This window comes from Pyxidicoccus fallax (assembly GCF_012933655.1).
GTDB lineage: Bacteria > Myxococcota > Myxococcia > Myxococcales > Myxococcaceae > Myxococcus > Myxococcus fallax.
On record NZ_JABBJJ010000079.1, the window covers coordinates 1 to 22,873 of the forward strand.

14 protein-coding genes and 1 pseudogene are annotated in these 22,873 nt (G+C 68.2%); 5 read left to right on the top strand and 10 right to left on the bottom strand.

Going from position 1 to position 22,873, the window contains the following annotated elements; translation table 11 throughout:
• Positions 1 to 604: 604 nt before the first annotated feature.
• Positions 605 to 1,939, bottom strand: a complete 1,335-nt coding sequence (locus tag HG543_RS18385) for a hypothetical protein (RefSeq protein WP_169346099.1) — start codon at positions 1,937 to 1,939, stop codon at positions 605 to 607.
• 119 nt (positions 1,940 to 2,058) lie between these two features.
• On the opposite strand from HG543_RS18385, the gene HG543_RS18390 reads away from it, so the two are divergent.
• Positions 2,059 to 2,859 (top strand): alpha/beta hydrolase, encoded by an 801-nt coding sequence (locus HG543_RS18390; protein WP_169346100.1) that lies wholly within the window; start codon positions 2,059 to 2,061, stop codon positions 2,857 to 2,859.
• Positions 2,860 to 2,948: 89 nt separating this feature from the next.
• Positions 2,949 to 4,250 (top strand): chitosanase, encoded by a 1,302-nt coding sequence (locus HG543_RS18395; protein WP_169346101.1) that lies wholly within the window; start codon positions 2,949 to 2,951, stop codon positions 4,248 to 4,250.
• A gap of 36 nt (positions 4,251 to 4,286) precedes the next feature.
• Here HG543_RS18395 and HG543_RS18400 read toward each other — a convergent pair whose 3' ends face one another.
• From HG543_RS18400 to HG543_RS18425, 6 genes are all read right to left on the bottom strand, one after another.
• Entirely contained in the window at positions 4,287 to 6,083 is a 1,797-nt protein-coding gene (locus tag HG543_RS18400) for a HEAT repeat domain-containing protein (RefSeq protein WP_169346102.1), read from the bottom strand.
• Complete coding sequence (locus HG543_RS18405) at positions 6,080 to 6,880, bottom strand: nucleotidyltransferase domain-containing protein (protein WP_169346103.1); 801 nt, start codon at positions 6,878 to 6,880, stop codon at positions 6,080 to 6,082. Before HG543_RS18405 ends, HG543_RS18400 begins: the two co-directional genes overlap by 4 nt.
• Complete coding sequence (locus HG543_RS18410; protein WP_169346104.1) at positions 6,877 to 8,172, bottom strand: DNA polymerase beta superfamily protein; 1,296 nt, start codon at positions 8,170 to 8,172, stop codon at positions 6,877 to 6,879. The genes HG543_RS18405 and HG543_RS18410 overlap by 4 nt, the downstream gene beginning before the upstream one ends.
• A gap of 139 nt (positions 8,173 to 8,311) precedes the next feature.
• Entirely contained in the window at positions 8,312 to 11,020 is a 2,709-nt protein-coding gene (locus HG543_RS18415) for a GAF domain-containing protein (protein ID WP_169346105.1), read from the bottom strand.
• 156 nt (positions 11,021 to 11,176) lie between these two features.
• On the bottom strand, positions 11,177 to 13,102 hold the full coding sequence (locus HG543_RS56820) for an RCC1 domain-containing protein (protein ID WP_211194015.1): 1,926 nt from the start codon (positions 13,100 to 13,102) through the stop codon (positions 11,177 to 11,179).
• Between the two features lie 63 nt (positions 13,103 to 13,165).
• Positions 13,166 to 15,922, bottom strand: coding sequence for an Ig-like domain-containing protein (locus HG543_RS18425; RefSeq protein WP_246357132.1), 2,757 nt, complete (start codon positions 15,920 to 15,922; stop codon positions 13,166 to 13,168).
• Positions 15,923 to 16,274: 352 nt separating this feature from the next.
• Between HG543_RS18425 and HG543_RS57020 the strand changes: the two are divergent.
• The 3 genes and pseudogenes from HG543_RS57020 to HG543_RS18435 form a co-directional block, all read left to right on the top strand.
• Positions 16,275 to 16,406: pseudogene (locus HG543_RS57020) on the top strand (serine hydrolase); the annotation flags it as partial.
• Positions 16,407 to 16,637: 231 nt separating this feature from the next.
• Entirely contained in the window at positions 16,638 to 18,077 is a 1,440-nt protein-coding gene (locus HG543_RS18430) for a serine/threonine protein kinase (RefSeq protein WP_246357133.1), read from the top strand.
• A gap of 491 nt (positions 18,078 to 18,568) precedes the next feature.
• The gene (locus HG543_RS18435) at positions 18,569 to 19,378 is read left to right on the top strand and encodes a beta-N-acetylhexosaminidase family protein (protein WP_169346109.1); all 810 of its coding nucleotides are present in this window, start codon (positions 18,569 to 18,571) and stop codon (positions 19,376 to 19,378) included.
• A 218-nt stretch (positions 19,379 to 19,596) separates the two neighbouring features.
• Here HG543_RS18435 and HG543_RS18440 read toward each other — a convergent pair whose 3' ends face one another.
• From HG543_RS18440 to HG543_RS18450, 3 genes are all read right to left on the bottom strand, one after another.
• Entirely contained in the window at positions 19,597 to 20,208 is a 612-nt protein-coding gene (locus tag HG543_RS18440) for a hypothetical protein (protein ID WP_169346110.1), read from the bottom strand.
• Positions 20,209 to 21,514: 1,306 nt separating this feature from the next.
• Entirely contained in the window at positions 21,515 to 22,111 is a 597-nt protein-coding gene (locus HG543_RS18445) for an imm11 family protein (protein ID WP_169346111.1), read from the bottom strand.
• Positions 22,112 to 22,114: 3 nt separating this feature from the next.
• The gene (locus tag HG543_RS18450) at positions 22,115 to 22,855 is read right to left on the bottom strand and encodes an AHH domain-containing protein (protein WP_169346112.1); all 741 of its coding nucleotides are present in this window, start codon (positions 22,853 to 22,855) and stop codon (positions 22,115 to 22,117) included.
• Between the last annotated feature and the right edge of the window lie 18 nt (positions 22,856 to 22,873).

Consider the following 22,873-nt stretch of genomic DNA (forward strand, 5'->3'; position numbering starts at 1 on the left):
CTCCCTCCCCCGGGCCGCCGCCTCGCTGGAGGAATCATTCCTCCACGACGCCCCTTCTACCGGAGGGGGCTGACATGCCAGGGAGGGTGGGACCAGTGTCCGGGGAGGACCTGGCGGGTCCTCTGGCTGCGTGCACTTCGCTCCAGCCATCGGACCGAGGGCAGGTCATCTGGCTGCCTGCCCTTCGCTCCAGCCATCGGGGTCGAGGAAGAGGCCTGAAACGAGCGCGCGGGCTCGGATGTCACGTGGTGCTCTGGGACGAAGCCCGGACCGCAACGAATGCTGCGCGGGGCACCGAACTCCACGCTCACGACGAGGGAGGGATCCTCCGAGGCAAGAACGATGCGCGCCTCGAATCCGTCGCCGAGCTGCGCGCCCAGGCAGGCCAGGGCGAGACGTACGGCTCGTCCTTGGAGAGTGTCCGGGCACTGCACCACCCACCGATGGGGCCGCGCCAGGCTCGGCGAGTCCGGCCGGGCCCGGCGACCTCCCTCGGGGGTAACCGCACCTCTCGGACTTCGCGGCAGGTTGCGCACACGGCCTTCAAGGACCTCACGGAGCCGCAGGCAGCACTCGCGGCCCCACCGGCCATCCCTGAAGCGGGTCAGCGCAGGTCCGACGGCAGCCGCGGCGAGGACAGCAGCTCGCGGAACACCTGCCAGCGCCGCTCGGGTGACGCACCGGGGCCCGCGTGGCGCTCCACGTACTGCTTCACCATGTCCTGGCCCAGGTTGTAGTTGATGACGTACGCGCGATACGTGTCGATGAAGGACATGCGCTGCGTCGCGCGCTCCGGCGACACCAGCCCGTAGCGCACGAGCCAGTCGCGTGCCGCCTCCCGGCTCATGCTTCCGTCGAGGTACCGGCGCGCGGCCTCGTTGCCCACGTAGGACAGCTTCGCGGCCAGCTCCTCCACGCGCACGTAGTTGGCGGCGCGCTTCGGGTCGAGCCCCGCGAGCGGGAACAGGACGTCACGCAGGTACGCCTCCGCGTCGGGGAAGGCCACGTCGATACCGTAGTTGGCGCTGCCCTCGGCGATGAGCGACATGGGCGAGAAGAGCGGGTACACCGTGAACTCCACCCACCCGCGCTCGCGCACGAGGTGCTGCTCCAGCAGCGCGTTGTAGACATGGTGGCCGGGGTAGCCCTCGTGCGCCGCCAGGTCGATGGCGCGCAGGATGAAGATGGGCAGGTCGGTGTTGATTTGGATGAGGCTGGTCGCGTTGCCCTTGAACCAGTTGTAGCCACCCCACGGCTTCTGGGTGACGTACTCCAGCGTGAAGGTCTCATGCGCCGGCAGCGTCACGTGCTTCAGCGTGCGGCGGCGGGCCTCCTCGATGGCGGCGCGGAAGACGGGGTCCAGCTTGTCCTTGGGAATGACGAAGTCCTTCCGGAACCGCTCCAGGCGCTCGCCCAGCGGGCCCGAGCCGGGCACGAGCTTCTCCAGCTCGGAGATCATCGCCTCGAACTCCGCCTCGGTGTGCCCCGGGTCCTTCGCGTCGTAGAGGGCCTGGCTCTCCTCGTCGAACTTCAGCCGCTCGCCGGACAGCATCCGCACCCGCGCGGCGAGGGCGGACAGCTGCGTCAGCAGGAAGCGGCGGCGCATCGCGAGGAGCGTCTCCGAGGGCTCCGGTACGGCCTCCACGGACTTCACCAGCGCGGCGGCGCGCGAGGCAATCTCGGGCAGGGGCAGCTTCGTGGCCTCCGCCTCCTTCTTCCAGTCCTCCGGCCCGTAGTACGCGTCCACGTAGTTGCCGTCATGCTGGCCCACGGCGAGGACCAGCTTCACGTACTGCTCGGCGGAGGAATCCAGGGGGGAAGGTGTCGTCATCGGCGTTTCAGTCGAGGGCTGCGAGGAGGACGTCGCGCCCCGCGTGGCGCAGGCGAGCACCAGCGAGGTGAAGGCGAGAACGGACAGGCGTCGGAGGCTCGTGAGCATGGCGTGGCCCGGTTGTAGATGGCCCGTGCCGCGAGTTCCAGCGGCACCCCGCCGCCACGGCGTCTTCGCGTTGCGTGAAATAAAGCAAGACGGGCGCTGTTCGCGCGTCGACACCGCATATGAACCGAACTGCCTGGATACGAAGACTGGGGCTCACGCTCGTGGCGCTCGGCGCGGTGGGCTGCGCGCATCGCCCCGCCGCCACGCCTCCGACGACCCCCACCACCGCGCTCCCTGGCTGGGTCCTCACCCATGAGGACGATGACTTCCCCTACGTGAGCTTCACGGTGGGCGCGCCGGAGCGCGGCCAGCCGCTGCCCATGTACCTCGCGCTCCACTACATGAGCGCGAGCATGCCCACCACGCTGGGCCAGTTCGCCTCCCTGCCCGGCCCCGCGCGCGTCATCGTTCCCCGGGGACAATGGCCCTACAAGGACGGCTTCGCGTGGTGGGTCATCGACCCGAAGGAGCCCGCGCCGGACCGGACCGAGGCTCAGCGCATGTCATCGCTGACCGACCGGCTCATGCGCTTCACGCAGCGGCTGACGGAGCGGCACCCCACCCAGGGCCGGCCCTTCGTCATGGGCCTCTCCCAGGGAGGAGACCTGAGCCTGCTGCTGGCCCTGCGGTACCCCATGCTCTTCCAGGCCGCGCTCCCCATCGCGGCGCGGCTGCCTTCCTCGCTGAGCAGCAAGGCACGGTGCGACGCCTCGACGGCCATCCCCATCGAATTCTTCCACGGCGAGGCGGACACCACCGCCTTCTATTCCGAGACGAAGGCCACCGCCGAGGCGCTCGAGGCCGCGGGCTGCTTCGTGAGGTTCCATACCTATCCAGGCGTGGCGCACGACTACACCGAGACGCAACAGGCCGACGTGGCGGCACGGCTCCGTGACCTGCGCACGGCGCCTCGTGGATAGCCCGGACGTCGCCTCCATGTCTTTCTGCTATTCCGTGTATGGCGCGGATGCCTCCACCCGCGAGGCCGCGCCAGGAAAGGAAGCCGGACATGAGAGCGCATCGGAGGAGCAGGACCTGGGTGTACGCGGCGTTGGCGGCGGCGCTGGCGGGCTGCGCGCCGGACACGGAGGGCACGGAGGTGCTCCCGGCCACGGAAGGCCAGGCGCTGGCGGCCTGCTCGTACAGCATCACCACGAACACGTACGTGGGCTCGGAGTACTGGGGCACCATCATCTTCAGGAACACGGGCACGGCGGCCATGACGCGGCCGACGATTGCCTTTGGCGTCCCCAGCGGCGTCGTCTGTGATTACGACGAGCCCGGCTGGACGCACACGCAGAGCGGCACGACGTGCACGTACTCGCGGACGTCGGACCTGACGGTGGGCGTGAATGCGTCGTACACGTTCTATTACTCGACGACGTCGAACACGTCGTTCACCGCCACCAACATCCAGATTTCCGACCCGAGCTGCGGGAGCACCCCGCCTCCGCCGGGCCCCGGGATGACCGCCAACCAGAAGAAGGTGTCCGAGGACCTGACGAGCATCTGGGAGAACGACACGCCCACCATCGACTACGCCTACTCGGAGAACATCGGGGACGGGCGCGGGTACACGAGCGGGCGCGCGGGCTTCTGCACCGGCACGGGTGACGCCATCCAGGTCATCCAGTGCTACGTCAACCTGCGCAGCGCGGCCAACGGCAACCTGATGGCGAAGTACATGCCGGGGCTCACCACCATCAACAACCGCTTCCTCTCCACGGGGCAGTCCCAGGCCTCCACGGCCGAGCTCGACGCCGTGGGCAACTGGCGCGCCGACTGGGCCACCAGCTACAACAACACGACGACGCGCGCGGACTTCAAGATCTGCCAGGACCAGGTGAATGACAAGCTCTATTACACGCCCGCCATGAACGAGGCCGCGAAGTGGGGCCTCGTCACCGCGCTGTCGAAGGCCGCGCTGTACGACGCCTATATCAACCACGGTGAGTCCGGAATCCGCAGCCTCATCCGCGCCGCCAACACCGCGGTGGGCAACTCCGGTCAGGTGGCGCCCGTCATCGGCTACAACGGCATCACCGAGAACGCGTGGCTGCAGCGGTTCCTGGAGAAGCGCCGCGACGTGCTCGCGGCGGACTCGACGTGGATTGAAGCCGTGGACCGCGTCGCCGCCTACGAGAAGCTGCGCCGGCGCGGCAACTGGGACCTGGGCACCGCCTTCCGCAACGACGTGCGCGCCCGCGACTGCTGGGGCACGAGCTACCCGTTCAGCGGCTACACGGTGCGGCAGATCAACCCGGATGGGAGCTGGAGCACGCCGACGTCGTACACGTACTCCTGCCAGTGAGCCGCACGGGACGGATGAGCGCCCCGCGACGGGCGCTCATTCGAACCGCTTCAGGGCCTTGGCCGCCGCTTCCCGGACGGGGTAGCGGGGCCTGTCACGAGTGCCGTCCCCGGAGAGGTAGTGCCCGTCCGTGTACGCATCCGTGACCAGCTGCTTCAGCCGGGGAACGGCGAGCGGTGAGCCGAGCCGTCCCAGTGCCTCCGCGGTGACCTCGCGGGTCTTCCCATCCGTGGAATCGAGGAGCGGCAGGAGCCGCTTCACCACGGCATCACGCTCCTTCGGCTTCAGCGTGGTGGCGCACCGCTCTCCGAGCCCGTGGATGTTGCGCGTCCAGCTCGTTCCTCCATGGCTGAAACCTCCGCTGTCCTCGGCGCAGGGGTCGTGCCTGGGCCGCTCCGCGAGGAGGCTGAATGCGGTAACGGCGCGGTGCTGGGTCTCCCCCACGGAGTCGGCCGTCATGGCGAGCAGGGGCTCCAGCGCCTCACGCTGGGCGACATCCGCGAACCCTTCCAGGGCCAGCACCCGCTTCTCCCACGCTTCCGGCCCGCGCTCCTGGAGGCGCCGGAGCGCGGCCGTGCGCAGGGGCTCGCGGGCCGAGGACAGCACCTGCTTCAGCTCCTCCGGCGGGAGGTCCCGGTGACGCGTCACCAGGGCGCCCCGGTACAGCCGCTTCACGTCGAAGCCCGCCGCCCGCAGCCGCGCCAGCCCGTAGGGTGCCGGGTCGTCGTCGACGCGGTACTTCCCGTCGAGGTCCAGGAGGCGCTCGACCACGACGCCCCGGCAGCCCGCGTGCAGCTCGGTGGCGCGGATGACGCCACGAAGCTGCTCCTCCCAGACGAGGTCCGCCCCCGTCCCGCACGCGCCATCCGACGGCGTGACGCGCCGATAGAGGGCCGCGGCCTCGGCGAAGGCTCCGAGGTCCTCCCGCACGTTGGCCCACTCCCGCATCACCGCGGAGAAGCGGGAGCCGTGCCAGCCGTAGGCGTTCTCCTCGCTGGCCTTCAGGGGCCCCGGATAACCCAGCAGCGTGAGGTAGCGGTGCGCCGCGGTATCCATGCCCTGGAGGTCTCCCCGCAGGCGCGCCGCCTTCAGCTCCTCGTGGGCCGCATCGAGCGTGGCGTTGGCCGGCGCGGGCTTGCGCCAGTCACCACCGGGCTCCACCGTCTCCCCCACCGGAGGACCGGCCTCCCGGACCGCGGCGAGGAAGTACGCGAGGTCCTCCAGTTCCCGCCGCGTGGGCCGCACGGCGACGAGCTTGCCGTCCCGGACGCGAAGAGCCGCGAAGTCGCCCAGGGTCGCCAGCTCCGTGGCTACCTCCTCGGCGGAAGGCGGCGCACAGGGGCGAGAGGCGATGACCGCGGCCATGCGCCGCGTCCGCAAGGTCTCCATGGCGCGCCCCGCGTAGAAGGAGCCCCGGGCATCCAACTGCCAGAGCAGCGGGAGCAGGTCCGCGCTCCCGTACCGGCCCAGCATGAGGATGAGCGCGTTCGCGCTGTCCTGCACCCGGAGCAGGTCCTTTCCGGCCTCGCGGCTGTACGTCTCGAGTTCCTTGCAGTCCTCGGTTCCCGCGAGACAGCGCGAGAGCAGTGCCCGGAGCACGCGCTCGACGTCGGCGGCGGGCACCTCGCGCTCGTCGGGGTCTCGGATATCGGACAACAGCGAGCCCGTGTTCCCCTCGAAGCCGGCTTGGCGGATGAGCGCCTCCGCCTCGGCGAGCGCCGGGAGCTGCTCGCCGGCGGGCGCCGCGGCGTGCGCTGGAGCGGGCTCACTCGCGTGAGCCTCGCTCGCACCGAGCATTCCACAGCCGAGCAGCATGACGGCGATGGCTCTCATGCACCCCTCCTCACATCGAAGTGCCGACGACGCAGGTCCAGCATCCACGCCTCCAGCGCGAGCACGGCCTCCTCGGGCGGGTCCTCGGGCAGGACGGACTCGGGCACGGCGGCGTCGAGCACCTCGAAGGAGCGCGCCACCTCCGCGCGCCACTTCTGGCTCAGCTCCTCCGGCAGCTCGCTCTTCTCCCCACGCCGCTTCTGCTCCACCAGCGCGTGCGCCTCCGAGAAGCCATACAGGTCCAAAAGCTCGGTGACGTCCGTCTCCACCGTGCCGGTGCGCAGGGCGTGCGTCCCCGTCAGCGTGGTGCGCAGGACGTAGAGCAGCTTCTTCGCGGACTTGAAGCCGCTCTTCTCCCACTCGCGCAGCTGGCCGTGGGCGAAGCCCCGGTAGTGCCGGTGCACGCGGCGCGACATCACCGCGCGCACGAGGGGCTTCAGCCCCTCCAGCTCCGGCGACGCGCGCACGCAGATGGCGCCGAGCACCCGCTCGAGGTAGTTGCCATTGCCCTGCAGGATGCCCTGGAGCACCGGCTGCAGCTCATTGGACGAGTAGTCCACCTCCACGCCATCCACCACCTGGAGCCGCTCGGCGGTGATGTGCTTGGGCTGCAAGCCCAGCAGCACCGCGGTGGGCGCCACGTGGATGGACTTCAAGTCGAGGTCGCTGTCCGGCGAGGGAAAGCCATACGCGTGCGCGCCCGAGAGGGCCACGACGAGGTGCTCGCGCTTCGCGGACTCCTCGTCGAGCACCCGGTCAGCCACCACGCGCTCATGTTCCTTCAGCGTGCCCTTCATTCCGAATCCCTCCACTCCATGGCCGGGGCCTCCGGCGCGTCGCGTCCCAACGGGCCGGGCTCCTTCAGCACCCAGCGCCGCGCCACCTCGTCGCCCACGCGCCGCAGCAGCCGGTCCGCGCGCTCGTAGTCCGGATGCTCCGGCAGCCGGCTCTCCCGGTGCGCGGCCTCCAAATCGGGCGCCATGGCCTCCGCGTCCCGCAGCACGTCCTCCAGCGGCACGCGGCCCGCCTTGATGTCCAGCAGCCGCGCCTTCAGCGCGCCCGTCGCCTCGAACGTGGGCTCGCCCGTGCGCAGCCAGCCCGTGGCGGTGGCCACCAGCCGCAGCAGGTTGTAGGCGTTCTTCGGCCGCAGCTCGCGCGCGGACGGAGGCCGCTGCCCGCCGCCCCGCGCGTACGCGGTGAGCGCCGCGAAGTCGTTGGCCGTCAAGAGCCCCTGGTCCCACAGCGAGCGGTAGAGCTGCTTCACGTACGTCTTCGCCGCCAGCAGCGCGTCCTGCTGCGAGGGCGCCGTCCGGGGAGACACGGCGGCCAGCCGCTTCGCCACCTCGTCCAGGTCCGGGGCCGGGTCCTCGCACAGCCACTCCAGGAGCAGGTCGCGGTGCTCGGCCAACCGCTGGCTGCGGGTGAGCTTGTCGAGCTGGCTCATGGCATAGCGGCCAAAGCTGCCGAAGATGGCCTTGGACACGAAGGCGCCGCGCTCGGCGAGGAGCCACTCGCCCAGCACGTCCTTCGCCGTGGCGCCGGGGACGAAGAGCGTCTCCAGCGTGTTGGGGTCCGCGCGCAGCGCCTGCTCCACCGTCTTGCGTACCTCCCAGTAGGTGGTGCTGCCGTCAGCGCTGACGAGGTCCATCGGCGCCTCGACGAGGCCGAAGGTCCACGGCAGCGGCAGCGCGAAGACACCGCGCACGTCCACGTCCGAGTTCTCGTTGGCCAGGCCCCACGCGTGGCTGCCCACGCGCGTCTCCAGCACCACGCAGGGCGTGAGCGCCGACCACGCGGCCTCGCGGCGGCGGGCGAAGTTCACCTGCCCCATGCGCCGGGGCACGAGCTCCTCGCGGGCGAACCACACCTCGCCCACGCCGACAATCTGTACGTCGAAGCCACCGTCATGCGCGCGGACGACGCGGCCCACCACGCCTTGAGGGATGCGGCGCCCACCGGAGGCCATGCGCTCCACGCGCGTCGTCACCTCGGTGCCGTGCGGCAGGGGCACCGACAGCCGGTCCACCTGCTCCAGTCCCCGGATGCGCGCGCTCCCCTGGCGCGGGGTGTCCGTCGGAGAATCACTCATCACTCACCTCCCCATGCGGTGCGGAGTCGTCTCCAGACGACAGCGCGGGCGCGGAACTGACGCCCCGGCCCCATGCTAGGCCACCCGGTGGGGACAGGGGAGACCGAGCCTCACGGCGCAAGCAGGGCTTCGAGGAGTCCTAGGTGGGTGCCGAGCTCCTCCCAAGTACATCGACGATGGCGGCGACGACGCGCAACGGCTCGACTGGCTTCGTCAGATGGGCCGCGTATCCGGCCGCGGCGGACCTGTCCCGGTCTTCGGGCCGCGCGAACGCCGTCAGGGCCACGGCAGGCAACGCGCGAGCGCCAGACCATGGCAGTTGTCGGACGCGCTGCAGGAGCTCGTACCCATCCACTCCGGGCAGCCCGATATCCGAGAGCAGCAGGTCCGGCGAGCATGCCGCGATGGACTCGAGCGCCGCGGTGGCATCGGCGGCGACACTCGTCTTCGCGCCTGCCTCTTCCAGGATGCGCGACAGGAACTCCCTCACATCCGGCTCATCGTCCACGATGAGGACCTTGCGCCCGGCGAGCGCGTTGTCCTGCACTGTCGCATCGGAGGTTGCTCTGACGGCCGGAGCCTCGAGGAGTGGCAAGCGGACGGTGAAGGTGGCGCCCTGCCCTTCGCCAGCACTGAAGGCCTCGATGGAGCCGTCGTGGGCCTCCACCAGGTGCCGTACAATCGAGAGACCGAGCCCCAGTCCCCCATACCGTCGCGTCGTCGAGCCATCCGCCTGCCGGAAACGCTCGAATATCTGGTCCATGAACTCCGGCTTGATTCCCGCCCCCGTGTCGGCGACCCGCACCTCGACCGCCCCCGAGGAGCCGCGAACGGCAACCCGGATTTCTCCGCCCGGCGGAGTGAACTTGATGGCATTGGACAACAGGTTCCAGACAACCTGCTGCAAGCGGCTGGGGTCTCCCAGGACGAGGCCGGGTGGCTCATCGAGCTCGACCTTCAGACGGAGGCTGGCGGCGTCCGCGGCGGGGCGAAGCGTGTCGACCGCGGCCAATACGAACGACGCGGGGGAGACGAGCTGCTTCTGGAGCCGGAGCTTCCCCGTCACGATCCGGCTCATGTCCAGCAGGTCATCCACGAGCCGGGCCTGGGTGTGCGTGCTGCGCTCGATGATGTCCAGCCCGCGGTGCAGGTCCGCGTGTGCTGGAAGCAGCTTGCGCCGCAAGATGTGGACCCACCCGACAATGGCGGTCAGGGGCGTTCTCAGCTCGTGGGAGAGCGTCGCGAGGAACTGGTCCTTGAGCGCATTGGCGCGTTCAGCTTCCCTGCGGGCCGCCCGCTCGCCCTCCAGCAGCGCGTGACGCTCCTGGGCGGCCTGTCTGGATTCGGCGTACAGCCGCGCATTGTCGATGGCCACCGCGGCCTGGGCCGCGATGCCCGAAGCAATCCGCTCACTCCGCTCGGTGAAGACCCCTGGCTCCGGGTGCCCGAAGAACAGGCCGCCGAGCGTGACGCCAGAGCGGCTGATGACGGGCACCGCGAGATAGCTGCGCACCGGGAGGTGATCTTTCGGCATCCCACGGTGTGGCGGCAGGTGCCCATACCGCCTGTCTTTCGTCACGTCCTCGAGCCGGATGACCTGGCTGCCGGTGAACGTGGGCTCGAAGAGCGGCGTCGAGCGAGGATGGCTCTCGGGGTTCATCACCATACCGGGAGTGCCGCTCAGTGTGGACAACAGGTAGGTGTCCCCATTGGGATGGCGTACCTGTTGGAAGAAGGCCCCGAAGCGCGCACCGGTTGCCTCCGTCGCGGCATCGGTCACCCGCTGCAGCAATCCATCCAGGTCCAGCTCAGCGGCCAGCGCGGTACCGGTCCTGTTGAGCAACTCGAGGAGGCGGGCTTCCTCGCGGACCGCGGCGTCCGCGCGAATCCGCTCCAGGGATTCCCAGCACTGCTCGACGATGGACTGAACGAGGTCGACCTCGGCGGGCGTCCAATGCCGGGGCTGCGACGAGTGAACCGCCATCGCGGCGACAAACCTGCCATTCTTCAGCAGTGGCACGCAGATGACCGACTGAATCTCGGTGAGCCGGTATGCCCCCAGGTCCGTGCCGACGGTCTGGGGGTCCTTGTCGACGTCATGATTGACGTAGGGTCTGCCCGCCAGCATCAAGGCATGCACGTGGGCGCCGAAGTCGGTGAAGCGGTACCGGCCCACGATGCTCCGCACTCCCACGGTGTAGTCACCGATGAGGTCGAACGTGTCCTGGTCCTCGAGCACGTGTGCATAGGCGCATCGGTTCACCTGGAGGTGTTCTCCCAGCATGCGTGCCGTCGTCTGCATCGCCTCCTGCGGATTGGCCACCGAGCGCATCGCCTGTGACACTTCGTCCAGCAGCTTGAGCCGGCGCTCACTCAGCACACGGTTCGTGGTCTCCGCGAAGGTGACCAGCACGCCAGCGACCGCTCCGTCGTCATCCCGCACGGGGCTGTACGAGAAATTGAAGTAACAGTCTTCCGGGTACCCATACCGCCCGATGGTCAGCTTGAAGTCATCGAACCCGATGGCCTTGCCCTGGAGCACTTCCAGCCACATGGGACCGATGGTGGGCCAGATCTCCTTCCACACGTCGGGCGTGGAAGCTCCGAGCGCGGCCGGATGCTTGTCGCCCAGGATGGGGCGATACGCATCGTTGTAGAACTGGATGAGATGCGGGCCCCACGCAACGAACATGGGCAGCCGGCACTCCAGGATGGTGGCGACAAGAGTCTTCAGGCTCTGCGGCCAGCTTTCGGGAGCGCCAACGGGTGTGGCTTCCCACTGGAAGTCACGGACGCGCTCACGCATTTCACCCGGGGTGGTTACACGGTCGAGGAAGTTGGAATACACGGATGGCCACAGGTGGGGATCTGGCCGAGCCTACCCGCAGCCGGCCGCGCTTGCCGCATACGGCCGTGTCGCATCTGTCCTCCGTAAAACGGGGTGATGTGGACTCGCCGTACGGGGAGTAGCAGTCGCGGCTGAGCGCCCCCCCAGTGACTCGCGCTAGAAGAAGTCGACCGCCGGGAGGCCGTCTCCCATGGCACTCCGGCCATCTCCGCGCTCCTTCGTGTCGCCGAGCCCGAGCTGGCCATAGGTGTTGCGACCCCAGCACTTGACGTCACCATCGTCGAGGGTGACACAGGTGTGGACGCCCGTCGTGAGCGCCGTCGCGGTACGGCCCGTGCCGAGGTTCACCGGAGGCAGCGCATCGCCCATTTGACTCGGGGACAGACCGCGGTCCTCCGCGTCGCCGAGCCCGAGCTGGCCATGGAAGTTGCGCCCCCAGCACTTGACGGTGGCGTCATCGAGGAGCGCGCACGTGTAGAACTCACCCAGGGAGAGCGCCTTCGCGGTCCGCCCCGTGCCGAGGTTCACCCGGGGCAGCGCGGCCTCCATCTCTCCAGGACCATCGCCACGGTGCGCGGTATCGCCGAGGCCGAGCTGGCCATACTCGTTGTAACCCCAGCACTGGATGGAGCCGTCATCGAGGAGCGCACACGTGGAATACCCACCCGCGACGATGGCCCTCGCGGTCCGCCCCGCGCCGAGCTTCACCGTGGGCAGCGCGTCGCCCATCTCTCCCGGGCCATCTCCACGGATCCTCGTATCGCCGAGCCCGAGCTGGCCGAATTCGTTGTAACCCCAGCACTTGACCGAGTCATCGTCGAGGAGGGCGCACGTGTGAGAGTACCCCGAGGTGAGCGCCTTCGCGGTCCGCCCCCTGCCGAGGTCCACTGGCGGCAACGCGTCGCCCATCTCTCCCGGGCCATCTCCACGGCTCCGCGTATCGCCGAGCCCGAGCTGGCCATGGCTGTTGTCACCCCAGCACTTGACCGAGGCATCGTCGAGGAGGGCACACGTGTAACCACTGCCGTTGGCGGTGAGCGCCCTCGCGGTCCGTCCCGTACCGAGGTCCACCGGCGACAGTGCATCGTCCATCTCTCCAGGGCCATTTCCGCGGCGCGCCGTATCCCCGAGCCCGAGCGAGCCAGAGGAGTTTGCCCCCCAGCACTTGACCGCGCCACGCTCGAGGAGCCCACAGGAGTGATACGCCCCCAGGACGAGCGACGTCACCTTCCGCCCCGTGCCGAGGCGAACGAACGGGAGCAAGCCGCCCATCTCATCCGGGCCGTCCCCACGGCTGTCCCCATCCCCGAGCCCGAGCTGGCCATATTCGTTGAACCCCCAGCACTTGACACGTCCATCCTGGAAGGCCGCGCAGGTGTGCGTCGGCCCGGCGACGACCGCATTCGGAACATCGTCACGGACGCGCACGGCCACCGAGCCGGTCGCGGCTGCACCGTGGATGTCGGACACCTGGTACTCGAAGCGGGCAGCGCCCGCGAACCCGGGCGTCGGCGTGAACCGCACCTTGTCGCCCACGAGCTCGACCGTACCGTCCCGCGCGTTCGCGACCTGGCTCACCGCCAGCAAGTCACCCTCCACATCGCTGTCATTGGCGAGGAGCGTCGCCACCGGGATGAACAGCTCGCCATCCATCCGGGTGACGGCTGAATCGTCACCGGCAACGGGCGCGTCATTCACGGAGTGGATGGTGACGGTCACCGTCGCGGCGCGGGGGCTCGTCCCATCGCTGACCGTGTACTCGAACGTCGCCGTTCCGGAGAAGTTCGCCTCCGGGGTGAAGGTGACATTGCCACCCGCCAGCGTCACGGTGCCATGGGTCGCCTTGGCGACGGCGGTGGCCGTGAGGGAATCGCCGTCCGCGTCGGTGTCGTTGGCGAGGAGCGTGGTGGCCGGGATGACCACGGCGGTGTCCTCGTCGGTCGTCGCCACGTCACTCGCCGCGACAGGGGCATTGTTCGTCGGAGGCGGCTTCGGAGGCGGCTGCGGCGGCTTCTCCCCACCTCCACACGCGACAAAGACCCAGGAGCCAACAAGGATGGAGACAAGAAGCGGATGTTTCACGGGTTCCCCTCAAAGAAAGACACACCTACAGCACGAGCCCGCGTCGTCCTCGGGCTCCCCGCGCTACAGCTCGACGGCCGGGAGAGCGTCCCCCATCTGCCCCGGACCGGCCCCGCGTTGGGCGGTGTCACCCAGCCCGAGCTGCCCCCGTTGATTGGCGCCCCAGCACTTGATGCCGCCATCGTCGAGGGAGGCACAGGTATGGGTTCCCGCCGTGAGCGACGTCGCGATACGACCGGTACCGAGGCTGACCGGCGGCAGCGCGTCGCCCATCTCGCCCGGAGCGTCCCCGCGGTTGGCGATGTCGCCGAGCCCGAGCGAGCCCGAGCGGTTGTCACCCCAGCACTTGACGGAAGCGTCATCGAGGAGCGCACAGACGTGACTGACACCCGCGGCGAGCGCCATGGCAATCCGACCCGTACCGAGCTCCACCAGCGGGAGCGCGTCCCCCATCTCGCCCGGGTCATCTCCGCGGGCTTCCGTATCGCCGAGTCCGAGCGTGCCGGAGCGGTTGTCACCCCAGCACTTGACGGTGCCATCATCGAGGATGGCGCACACGTAATTCCCACCCGCGGCGAGTGTCTTCGCGGTTCGCCCGGTGCCGAGGTCCACCGGAGGCAACGCGTCGCCCATCTCTCCGGGGTCATCTCCACGGCTCCGCGTATCGCCGAGCCCGAGCTGGCCATATTGGTTGTCACCCCAGCACTTGACGGAGCCATCGTCGAGGATGGCACACGTGTGCGCGCCACCCGCGGCGAGCCCCCTCGCGGTCCGCCCCGTGCCGAGGTCCACCGGGGACAGCCAATCCCCTATATTCCCGGGACGATCTCCGCGGTTCTCGTGGTCGCCGAGCCCGAGCTGGCCCCAGGCGTTGAGCCCCCAGCACTTGAGTGTATCGTTGTCGAGGATGGCGCAGGTGTGAGCACCCCCGGCGGCGAACACCTTCGCGCTTCGCCCCGTGCCGAGGTCCACGAGGGGCATCCCGGTGCCCATCTCGCCGGGACCATCTCCGCGGTTATTCGTATCGCCGAGCCCGAGCGAGCCGAAGCGGTTGTCACCCCAGCACTTGATGTAACCCCCTCCCTGGAGCGCGCAGCCGAACTCCGAACCGAGCTCGAGCGACATCACCATGCCACTCGCGCCGAGGTTGACGAACGGGAGGAAGGCTCCCATCTCATCGGGGCCGTCCCCCATGTTGCGGAGGTGCCCGAGCCCGAGCTGGCCAAAGTTGTTCGCCCCCCAGCACTTGACACTTCTATTCGGGTAGTACGCGCAGGTGAACTGCGACCCGGTGACGACCTGCTTCGAACCCGAGGCACGCACGATGAGGGCGACCGGCGCGGTCGCCGTGGCGCCGCGGGAATCGGACACCTGGTACTCGAAGCCGGCGGCTCCCACGAACCCGGGCGCCGGCGTGAAGCGCACGATGTTGCCTTCGAGCTGGACCGTGCCGTTGCGCGCGTTCGCGACCTGGCTCACCGTCAGCGCATCGCCGTCCCCATGTCTGTCGTTGGCGAGGAGCGCCGCCACCGGGATGCGGAGCTCGTCGTCTTCGTCGGTGAAAGCTGAATCGACGACGGCAATGGGCGCGTCGCGCACGGAGTTGACGGTGACAGTCACCGTCGCGGCGCGGGTGCTCGTCCCATCGCTGACCGTGTACTCGAACGTCGCCGTCCCGAAGAAGTTCGCCTCCGGGCGGAAGGTGACGGTGCCGTTGGCAAGCGCCACCGTGCCATGAGTGGCGGCGCCGACCGAGGCCACCACGAGGGGAACGCCATCCGCATCCGTGTCATTGGCGAGGAGCGTGGCGACCGGGATGGACAGCAGGGTGTCCTCATCCGTACTCGCGGTATCCGCGACGGCCACCGGCGCGTCCTGCACGGGGTTGACGGTGACAGTTACCCTCGCGGTGCCAGTGCTCGACCCATCGCTGATGGTGTACTCGAACGTCGCCGTCCCGAAGAAGTCCGCCTCCGGGATGAAGGTGACGTCGCCGCCCGCCAGCGTCACGGTGCCATGAGAGGCAGCGCCGACCTCGGTCACTACGAAGGTGTCTCCATCGGCATCCGTGTCGTTGGCGAGGAGCGTGGCCGTCGGAAGGATCCGCGCGGAATCCTCGTCCACCGCCGCGGTATCGGCGACGGCCACGGGAGCGTCCTGCACGGGGTTGACGGTGACGGTCACCCTCGCGGTGCCAGTGCCCGTCCCATCGCTGACCGTGTACTCGAACGTCGCCGTCCCGAAGAAGTCCGCCTCCGGGATGAAGGTGACGTTGCCGCCCGCCAGCGTCACGGTGCCATGGGTCGCCGTGCCGACGGCGGCCACCACGAAGGGAGCTCCATCCGCATCCGTGTCGTTGGCGAGGAGCGTGGCGACCGGGATGTACAGCAGGGTGTCTTCATCCGTACTCGCACCATCCGCGACGGCCACGGGAGCGTCCTGCACGGGATGGACGGTGACGGTCACCGTCGCGGCGCGGGTGCTCGTCCCATCGCTGACCGTGTACTCGAACGTCGCCGTTCCGGAGAAGTTCGCCTCCGGGGTGAAGGTGACGCTGCCACCCGCCAGCGTCACGGCGCCATGGGTCGCCGTGCCGACGGCGGTGACCGTGAGGGAGTCGCCGTCCGCGTCGGTGTCGTTGGCGAGGAGCGTTGTGGCCGGGATGACGACGGCCGTGTCCTCGTGGGTCGCCGCCGCGTCACTCACCGCGACAGGGGCATTGTTGGCCGGAGGGGGCTGCGGCGGCTTCTCCCCACCTCCACATGCGGCGAGGCCCCAGACGAAAAGTAGGAGGGAAACTCGGATGCAGTCGCGTTTCATTAGATACCGGGAGACGAGAGCTATTCGCTTGCTGAAAATTGGATGCTGCCCACCAAACGAAGCCCGGAGGCACAAGTCGCAACGGAAGGCGCTTCATTCCGCCGGAGCCGGGGAGCGCCATGTGCGTCCGACTCGAGTGGAAGCCACCGGACCGCTGGCGAGCGACCGCCTTCCGCCTGTCGATGAGCCATGCTTCACCGAGGGTCAACACCCCTACTTCGCCCTCTTGAGAAGATGAGAGCGACCTCCGCGCATCGCCTCATCGCCCGCTGGCTCGTGTCCCTGCTCATCGCGGTCGTCCCCTGCCGCGGCATGGCCACGGAGCGCGCAAGCCTCCAGGCTCACCGCGGCCCTGGTGCTCCAGAAGGTGGACGCGGGGAAGAGCCAGCTGAGCGCACCCGTGGAACAGCATGTCTCCGGGCTCGCGGCCTCCTGGGGCCGCCGCGTGAAGCTCGAGCACCTCTTGAATCACAACTCAGGCATCGAGGCCCTCGACAAGCCCAGGTGCTGTACCAGGCCACGAAGCGCTTCCCCTTGCTGCTGCGCTACCTGCGCGGCGGCGGTGAAGCATCCGCTTCAAGCTGTGGCTCTACCCAGCCTCATCTCCTCGGTCCGGAGTGGATGGCTGTCGTCCATCTGCCGGAGGGCGTTGGACTTCAACTACCTCGCGAGTAGTCTCCGCGTGCGCGGTGCGGAGCGCCTCACGGGGTACCTCATGGAGTCTGCTCACCTCAATCCGGCAACCCTGCTCCCGGACACGCGCATCGGCCCGTGGCGTCTGCTGGAGCAGCGCGGCCGGGGCACCTACGGCGTCGTCTATCTCGCCGTGCCCGCAGAGCAGCACGCCGCGCAGCCGGTGGCCTTCAAGCTGGCCTTGTACCCAGGCGATGCGCGCTTCGCGCGCGAGGCCGAGCTGCTCTCCCGCATCAGCCACCCCGCCGTCCCCCGCCTGCTGGACCAGGGCCAGTGGCAGCCTCGCGAAGGCGTGGCCTATCCCTGGCTCGTCATGGAGTGGGTGGAGGGCACGCCGCTCTATGCCTGGGCCCAGGCACAACGCCCGTCTTCACGGCAGGTGCTCCAGCTTCTGGCCCGGCTGGCCCGCGCCCTGGAGGCCACCCATACCGCCGGAGGTCTCCACCGCGATGTGAAGGGTGACAACGTCCGCGTCCGGCGGGCAGACGGTCAGCCCTTCCTCATGGACTTCGGCTCCGGACACCACCTGGGCGCCGCCACGCTGACCTGGCACCCCTTTCCTCCCGGCACCCCGGCCTACCGCTCACCCGAGGCGTGGCGCTTCGTCCTCCGCTGCGGCAAGCCCCCGGCAGTCCCGTATCCCCCGGGGCCCGCCGATGACCTCTTCGCCCTGGGTGTCACTGCCTATCGCCTCGTCACCGGGAAGTACCCACCCTCGACGCACCCCGAGGACGAGGATGCCTGGCGCTGGCGTCCCGAGGAGCTGGAGTCCTGGACGGCACGAGTCTGCAACAGCCGCTGCCTCTCGGAGCTGAGCGTGCTGGTGTCCCGGATGCTCTCGCCCCGCCCCGAGCAGCGCGGGAGCGCGCGGGAGCTGGCGGAAGCGCTGGAGCAGGCGGCGCTCCGCGCGGGACGTGAGGCGGATGAGCCTCTCTTCACAGGAGAAGAGCCGCGGCCCGCGGGCCTCTTTCCCCTCCCCCAGCGCGTCACGGTGCACTCCCCTCCTCGCAGGCGGAGGTGGCCCTGGTTCGCGGCCGCCGGCCTCGCAGGCGCACTGGCGCTGAGCGCCGGAGGGCTGCTGAGCGAGAGAAGCTCCGCGAAGCTCGCGACGTCCCACTTCGCGGAGCAGGACGAGACGGAGGATGGCGGCACCGTAGCCGTCGGGGACGCCGCACTGACGGCGCCGGCGGCTCCCGAGCGAGCCCCCTTCGTGTGGTCATCCATCGCGGTGGACCTGCCACCGAAACCTTTCCCAGGGCAGCGGCGCCCGGACGCCAATGGCCGCTGTCCTGGCAAGGTGCAGGTCGTCATCAACGGCGGTTGTTGGACGAAGCTGCCCGTGGACCTGAAGGACTGTGATGATTGGGGTGGCGTTGAATACAAGGGCGCGTGCTACTCCCCCGCCCTGACTCGGCAACGCCCCGCCACCTCGGGCTCCGCGGCCCAAGACGCAGGTCCATGACCTCGCGCTCGCGACGTAGCCCTCGGAGCGTCAGCCCAACACCTCACCAGGCCTGCCTGTGAGTCGAGAACACAGGATGGGTAGCGGTCACCGCGTGCAAGCGGGCCTACGAGGTCTGTGCTCCAGCCCGGCGCACTGCACGCACGTCATCCTCCAGCGGCCCTTCTCAACCCCTTTGCACCAGCCCACGCCCTCAAACAGGGCCCCCATTCCGCCTATACTCCACCAGTGGCAGCGCTAGCGGGAGCAGTCCGACGAACTGTGAGTGCGGGCGGGGCTACAGCCGCCCAGGGCCGTCACGCTCGCGGGTATAGACTGAGGCTTGCTGTTCCAAGCCCGGAGCCCATCACATGACTCGCCCCTGCCGTGTCCTTTTGAGTTCCCTTCTTACGGTCTGCTTCCTTACTGCCACGAGCTGCGGACCGACCTCGGATGGCACCGCTGGCATCGACTCCCAGGCTCCTGGAAGCATCGAGGAAGGTGCGAATACCGTGCGGGCCTTTGACACCATTCCCATCACCGTCATGGAGAGCGGCTCATGGCCCAAGGTGGTGACGTGGTGCGGCGGCGGCGGCCATGAGTCGCACGGGAGCTACCAGTGGAGCGTGTCCTGGGGAGCGAACCAGACCACCTCCAGCAATTGCATCAACTACACGGCGAACACCGAGACCTGTGGTCTGCGCACCCGGGTGCTGACGGACAACGGGGGCCATACCTCGGTTGACACCTTCAGCAACGTGTTCGACTACCGGGCCTTTTCCCTTTCGCCCTCCAGCCACTCGGTGGCGGTCAACCAGACGGTCTCCCTTGTGGCGCCTGCTCCACATGGCACGCGTCACTGTGACGGGACGGGGCAGTTCGTCTGGCAGGTCCTGAGCGGTGGCGTCTGGACGGACGTCCCGGCCAGTCTCAATATCTCTCCGTGGAACGTTTCCTCGCCCACGGCGGGGACCGAAACCTATCGGCTGAAGTCGACGCACCAGGGCCTCACGATGTACAGCAGCAACACCGTGGCGGTGACCTGGGGTGGCGTCTCGCCGCTCTACTCCTGGCACAACTGCACGCGCATCAACTCGACGACGGTCAGCTGCACCGGTGCCGCCCAAGGCGGTGTGGCGCCGTACACGGCCTACTGGAAGCGGGGGAACACCGGTTCCTGGTTCGTGGGCTCCATGACCCAGACCTTCCCGTACGCCGTCAACACACCCTATTACTTCCGCGTGCAGGACTCCGCGAGCAACTGGTCGTTCGATGGGTACTTCTGCATGTGTGACGGTACTTCCTGCAATATCTGCAACTAGGGGTGGCTGAGTTGCTCCCCCGCGCCTTGCGTGGCGCGGGGGCTCGGTTTGACGGGTTCCTGGACGGCTACAGGCGCAGCCCCATCGTCGTGCGCAGTTGCATGTCCAGCGGGGGGACGGGCGCCGGGGGTGCGCTATCGTAGATGAGCGTCACCCGCGGACCCGCGCCCACGAGTCCGGGCTCCCTACTCTTCCCTCAGAGCACTGACGCAGTAGTGTTAGCCGGGGCCGACTCGCCAGCCTTCAACGTAAGTAGGCGCGTTGATTGTCTGTCGCTGAATGCCAGCATCAGAACAGAAGGTCGACGAACCAAAATCCTGCCGAAGTCTTGTTTTCTTGAGCGTTCTCACATCATAAGTGACATCGAACGCCGTGACGCCATAGTCTCCCCTTACCCTTGAATAAGGCGGGACTGTCGCAGTCGTGGAGACGCCAACCTGAGTTGTTTGCGACATCACGATTGTACTGCTCACATTGGCAGTCAGAAACTCCCCAAGCTTCGCAGACATACCTGCAGTCACCGAGACGCTAAATGTCTCCGAACGCTGAGCGGTGAATGTCACACTTATCGGGGTGCCGAGGTCATTGACAGCTATGCGGGAGTCGCTGACGTTGAACGTTGGCGTGGAGGAAACAAGAAAAAATTCGTAACGCTCGTAAAAGGTCCAATCGCCTGACCATCTAACAAGAACCCAGTTATCCAAGGGGTAGTTCCAACAGTTCGCTGCTGCCTCGGTCGCTACGAGGAGAAGACCTGCTACGAAGGCCTTGGTGACCTTCCGGAGAATTCTCGCTGAAAAGTGAACGATGCTGCTGGTTTTTAACTCCATGTCAGGCTCCTGAAGGTTGGGGCGCCGAGCGAGGTGGGAAGCTGCAACGAACGCAACTGCAGAGCGTCTGGGAAAAGCTCCTTAGGTTACGGCCAGCCACCTGTAAAGCTCGGAAAAGCCAGCAATGCAGGATGCCCTCATCCACCATGGTGGCGCAGCGGGCCATGGAGACGATTCCGCAGTCGTGCGTGCCACATGAGAGCGGTTTCAGGCAGGGAGGAGGACCGCCTCAGCGACATCGAAGTAGCGAGCGCCCCCTTGGTGGAGGCAGAGCCGAAAGAACAAGAAGCGAGCGCACCACCCGAGACAGCTGCGAAGGAGGAAGCGAAGAAGGAGCGCACGCCGCGATTGAATGGGGCCAGGTTGCTCAAGCAGGACGGAAAGCGCTGGACGTCTTCGCCTGCTTCCGGTGTGGCGGCCTCCTGCTGGGCCATGGCCATTGGCAACCCCGAGAAGGCGTGACCTACGCTTGGCTCGTCATGGAGTGGGTGGAGGGCCTGCCGCTCTATGCCTGGGCCCAGGCACACCGCCCGTCCTCACGGCAGGTGCTCCACCCGGCTGGCCCGAGCCCTGGAAGCCACCCATGCTGCCGGAGGTCTCCACCGAGATGTGAAGGGTGACAACGTCCGCGTCCGGCGGACAGACGCTCAGCCCTTCCTCATGGACTTCGGCTCCGGACACCACCTGGGAGCCGCCACGCTGACCTCGGGAGCGCGCGGGAGATGGCGGAAGCGCTGGAGCAGGCTGCGCTCAGCGCGGGACGTGAGGCGGATGTGCCTCTCTTCACGGGACAAGAGCCGCGTGGAGTGATGCTGAGATCGCAGTAGACCTGCCGCCACCGGGCCCCTTCCCAGGGCAGCGGCGCCCGGACGCCAACGGCCGCTGTCCCGGCAAGGTGCAGGTCGCCATCAACGGCGGTTGCTGGACGAAGCTGCCCGTGGACCTGAAGGACTGTGATGATTGGGGCGGTGTTGAATACAGGGGCGCGTGCTACCAACCCGCCATGACTCGGCAACGCCCCGCCACCTCGGGTCCCGCGGCTCGAGATACAGGTCCATGACGTCGCGCTCGCGACGTAGCCCTGGGAGCGTCAGCCCAACACCTCACCAGGTTGCCTGGGAGTCGAGAACACAGGATGGGTAACCGCGTGCAGGCGGGCCCACGAGGTCGGGACTCGCAGCAGCTTGAGTTCGTGTGCCCCGCGCGAAGCCGTGCGCCAGCACGCCGCACTCCAGGTACCGGGCGAAGTCCCGCTCCACAGCCCGGAACAGGCCTCTCCCCACCGCGTTGAGGTGTGGAGGCAGGCTCAAGGGTCTTGGCGTCCGTGAAGGAAGCCGGCCGAGTCGTTCCAGTCCGACACGGGAATGAAGCGGAGCCCCTCCGGCGGCGGCGTGAGGCTCATCACCCGGTCCACCACGGACGCGTGGAGGAGGTGGACCACCGACTCCTCCAGCCTGAATGCGAGCCGCTCCTCCAGGGGAAGCTCACGCAGCACGGACTCGTCCAGCACGAGCCTCTCAATCTCCAGGATGTCGCCATCGCTCGAATCGAGGGTGAGGACAGAGCGCTCGCGGTCGACACATCGGAAGCGACGCCACATGTGGACGAGCCAGTATCGCAGCACCTGGTCGCCCACCCGGACATCCGCGGGGACGAACTGGACACCCTGGAGCGGCATCGCTTCAAGCGCCTCCTTCACCCGTGAGGAGACCACGGGCGCCGGAAGGCTGTGGTGGTCCACCATGACGGGCTTGGGCGGGACCGGCTCACCCAGCTTCAGCTTCACCGGCTCCGGCACCTCGACGGGCCTTGGCTTCAGGAAGGCGCGGTAACCCTGGTCCCACGCGAGCAGCGGGTGCTGCTGGGAACGCGCACGGAGCAGAACGAAGTAATCGCGCTGCACGGCCTACGCCCCTACCTGCAGCGTCCGGCGAGGGAGCGGCGCTCCTGTGCGGCCGTGCCGAATGCCGTGCCGACGGCCACGAGGGCACGGGCGCCGCGGCTTGTCCTGGAGGCTGCTTGCGCCGGCACACCCCTGTCCTCCTGGCAGGTAGTCCAGCCCGTCGGTGGTGAGCGTCCACCGTCCGCTGGAGACCTTCGCGAGAATGTCCTGACTCAGGGAGTCGAGCTTCTCGGTGAGCGACTCCGGCCGAGCGCAGAAGCGGCCCGCTTCCACGGACTCCGCCACGCGCTGCAGCTTGCGCTTCACCGCATCCGGATAGGCCAGGTCCATGTCGAAGGCCCAGCCTCCGGCATGAGGCCCGACGTGGACGGGCACGTGCAGCTCGCACGCGACGGCCAACACCATGGGGAGGATGACACCGTTTTGCGCCCGGTTGATGTCGTAGCCGAATTCCCGGCAGTAGCCGTCCCAGACCTCGTCGTCCGCCATGGCCTCGGAGCAGATGAGGTGATGCGCGGCGATGGACCAGCGCCCGGTGTACCAAGGGTGGGCGTCCGCCTCTGCTCCACCGAGGATGTTGTCCCGCAGGATGCCGGAGCTCCCGATGGAGCTGCCCCACGAAGGGGCGAACGGATGCCCCGGCTTCCCGCAGTACTCGCACGGAGGCTTCTTCACGGGCTGAGGCGCGTCGCCGGGCTTGGACTGGAGAAACATGACTCGGCGACCGCGAATGATGACGGGCATGGAGTCAGGAGACCTCCA

Bases quoted from the DNA above. Each gene is read 5' to 3' on its own strand.
- HG543_RS18450 (WP_169346112.1), bottom strand. From the start codon at position 22,855: ATGCCCGTCATCATTCGCGGTCGCCGAGTCATGTTTCTCCAGTCCAAG.
- HG543_RS18410 (WP_169346104.1), bottom strand. From the start codon at position 8,172: ATGAGTGATTCTCCGACGGACACCCCGCGCCAGGGGAGCGCGCGCATC.
- HG543_RS18425 (WP_246357132.1), bottom strand. From the start codon at position 15,922: ATGAAACGCGACTGCATCCGAGTTTCCCTCCTACTTTTCGTCTGGGGC.
- HG543_RS18400 (WP_169346102.1), bottom strand. From the start codon at position 6,083: ATGAGAGCCATCGCCGTCATGCTGCTCGGCTGTGGAATGCTCGGTGCG.
- HG543_RS18395 (WP_169346101.1), top strand. From the start codon at position 2,949: ATGAGAGCGCATCGGAGGAGCAGGACCTGGGTGTACGCGGCGTTGGCG.
- HG543_RS18430 (WP_246357133.1), top strand. From the start codon at position 16,638: ATGGAGTCTGCTCACCTCAATCCGGCAACCCTGCTCCCGGACACGCGC.
- HG543_RS18405 (WP_169346103.1), bottom strand. From the start codon at position 6,880: ATGAAGGGCACGCTGAAGGAACATGAGCGCGTGGTGGCTGACCGGGTG.
- HG543_RS18390 (WP_169346100.1), top strand. From the start codon at position 2,059: ATGAACCGAACTGCCTGGATACGAAGACTGGGGCTCACGCTCGTGGCG.
- HG543_RS18385 (WP_169346099.1), bottom strand. From the start codon at position 1,939: ATGCTCACGAGCCTCCGACGCCTGTCCGTTCTCGCCTTCACCTCGCTG.
- HG543_RS18440 (WP_169346110.1), bottom strand. From the start codon at position 20,208: ATGGAGTTAAAAACCAGCAGCATCGTTCACTTTTCAGCGAGAATTCTC.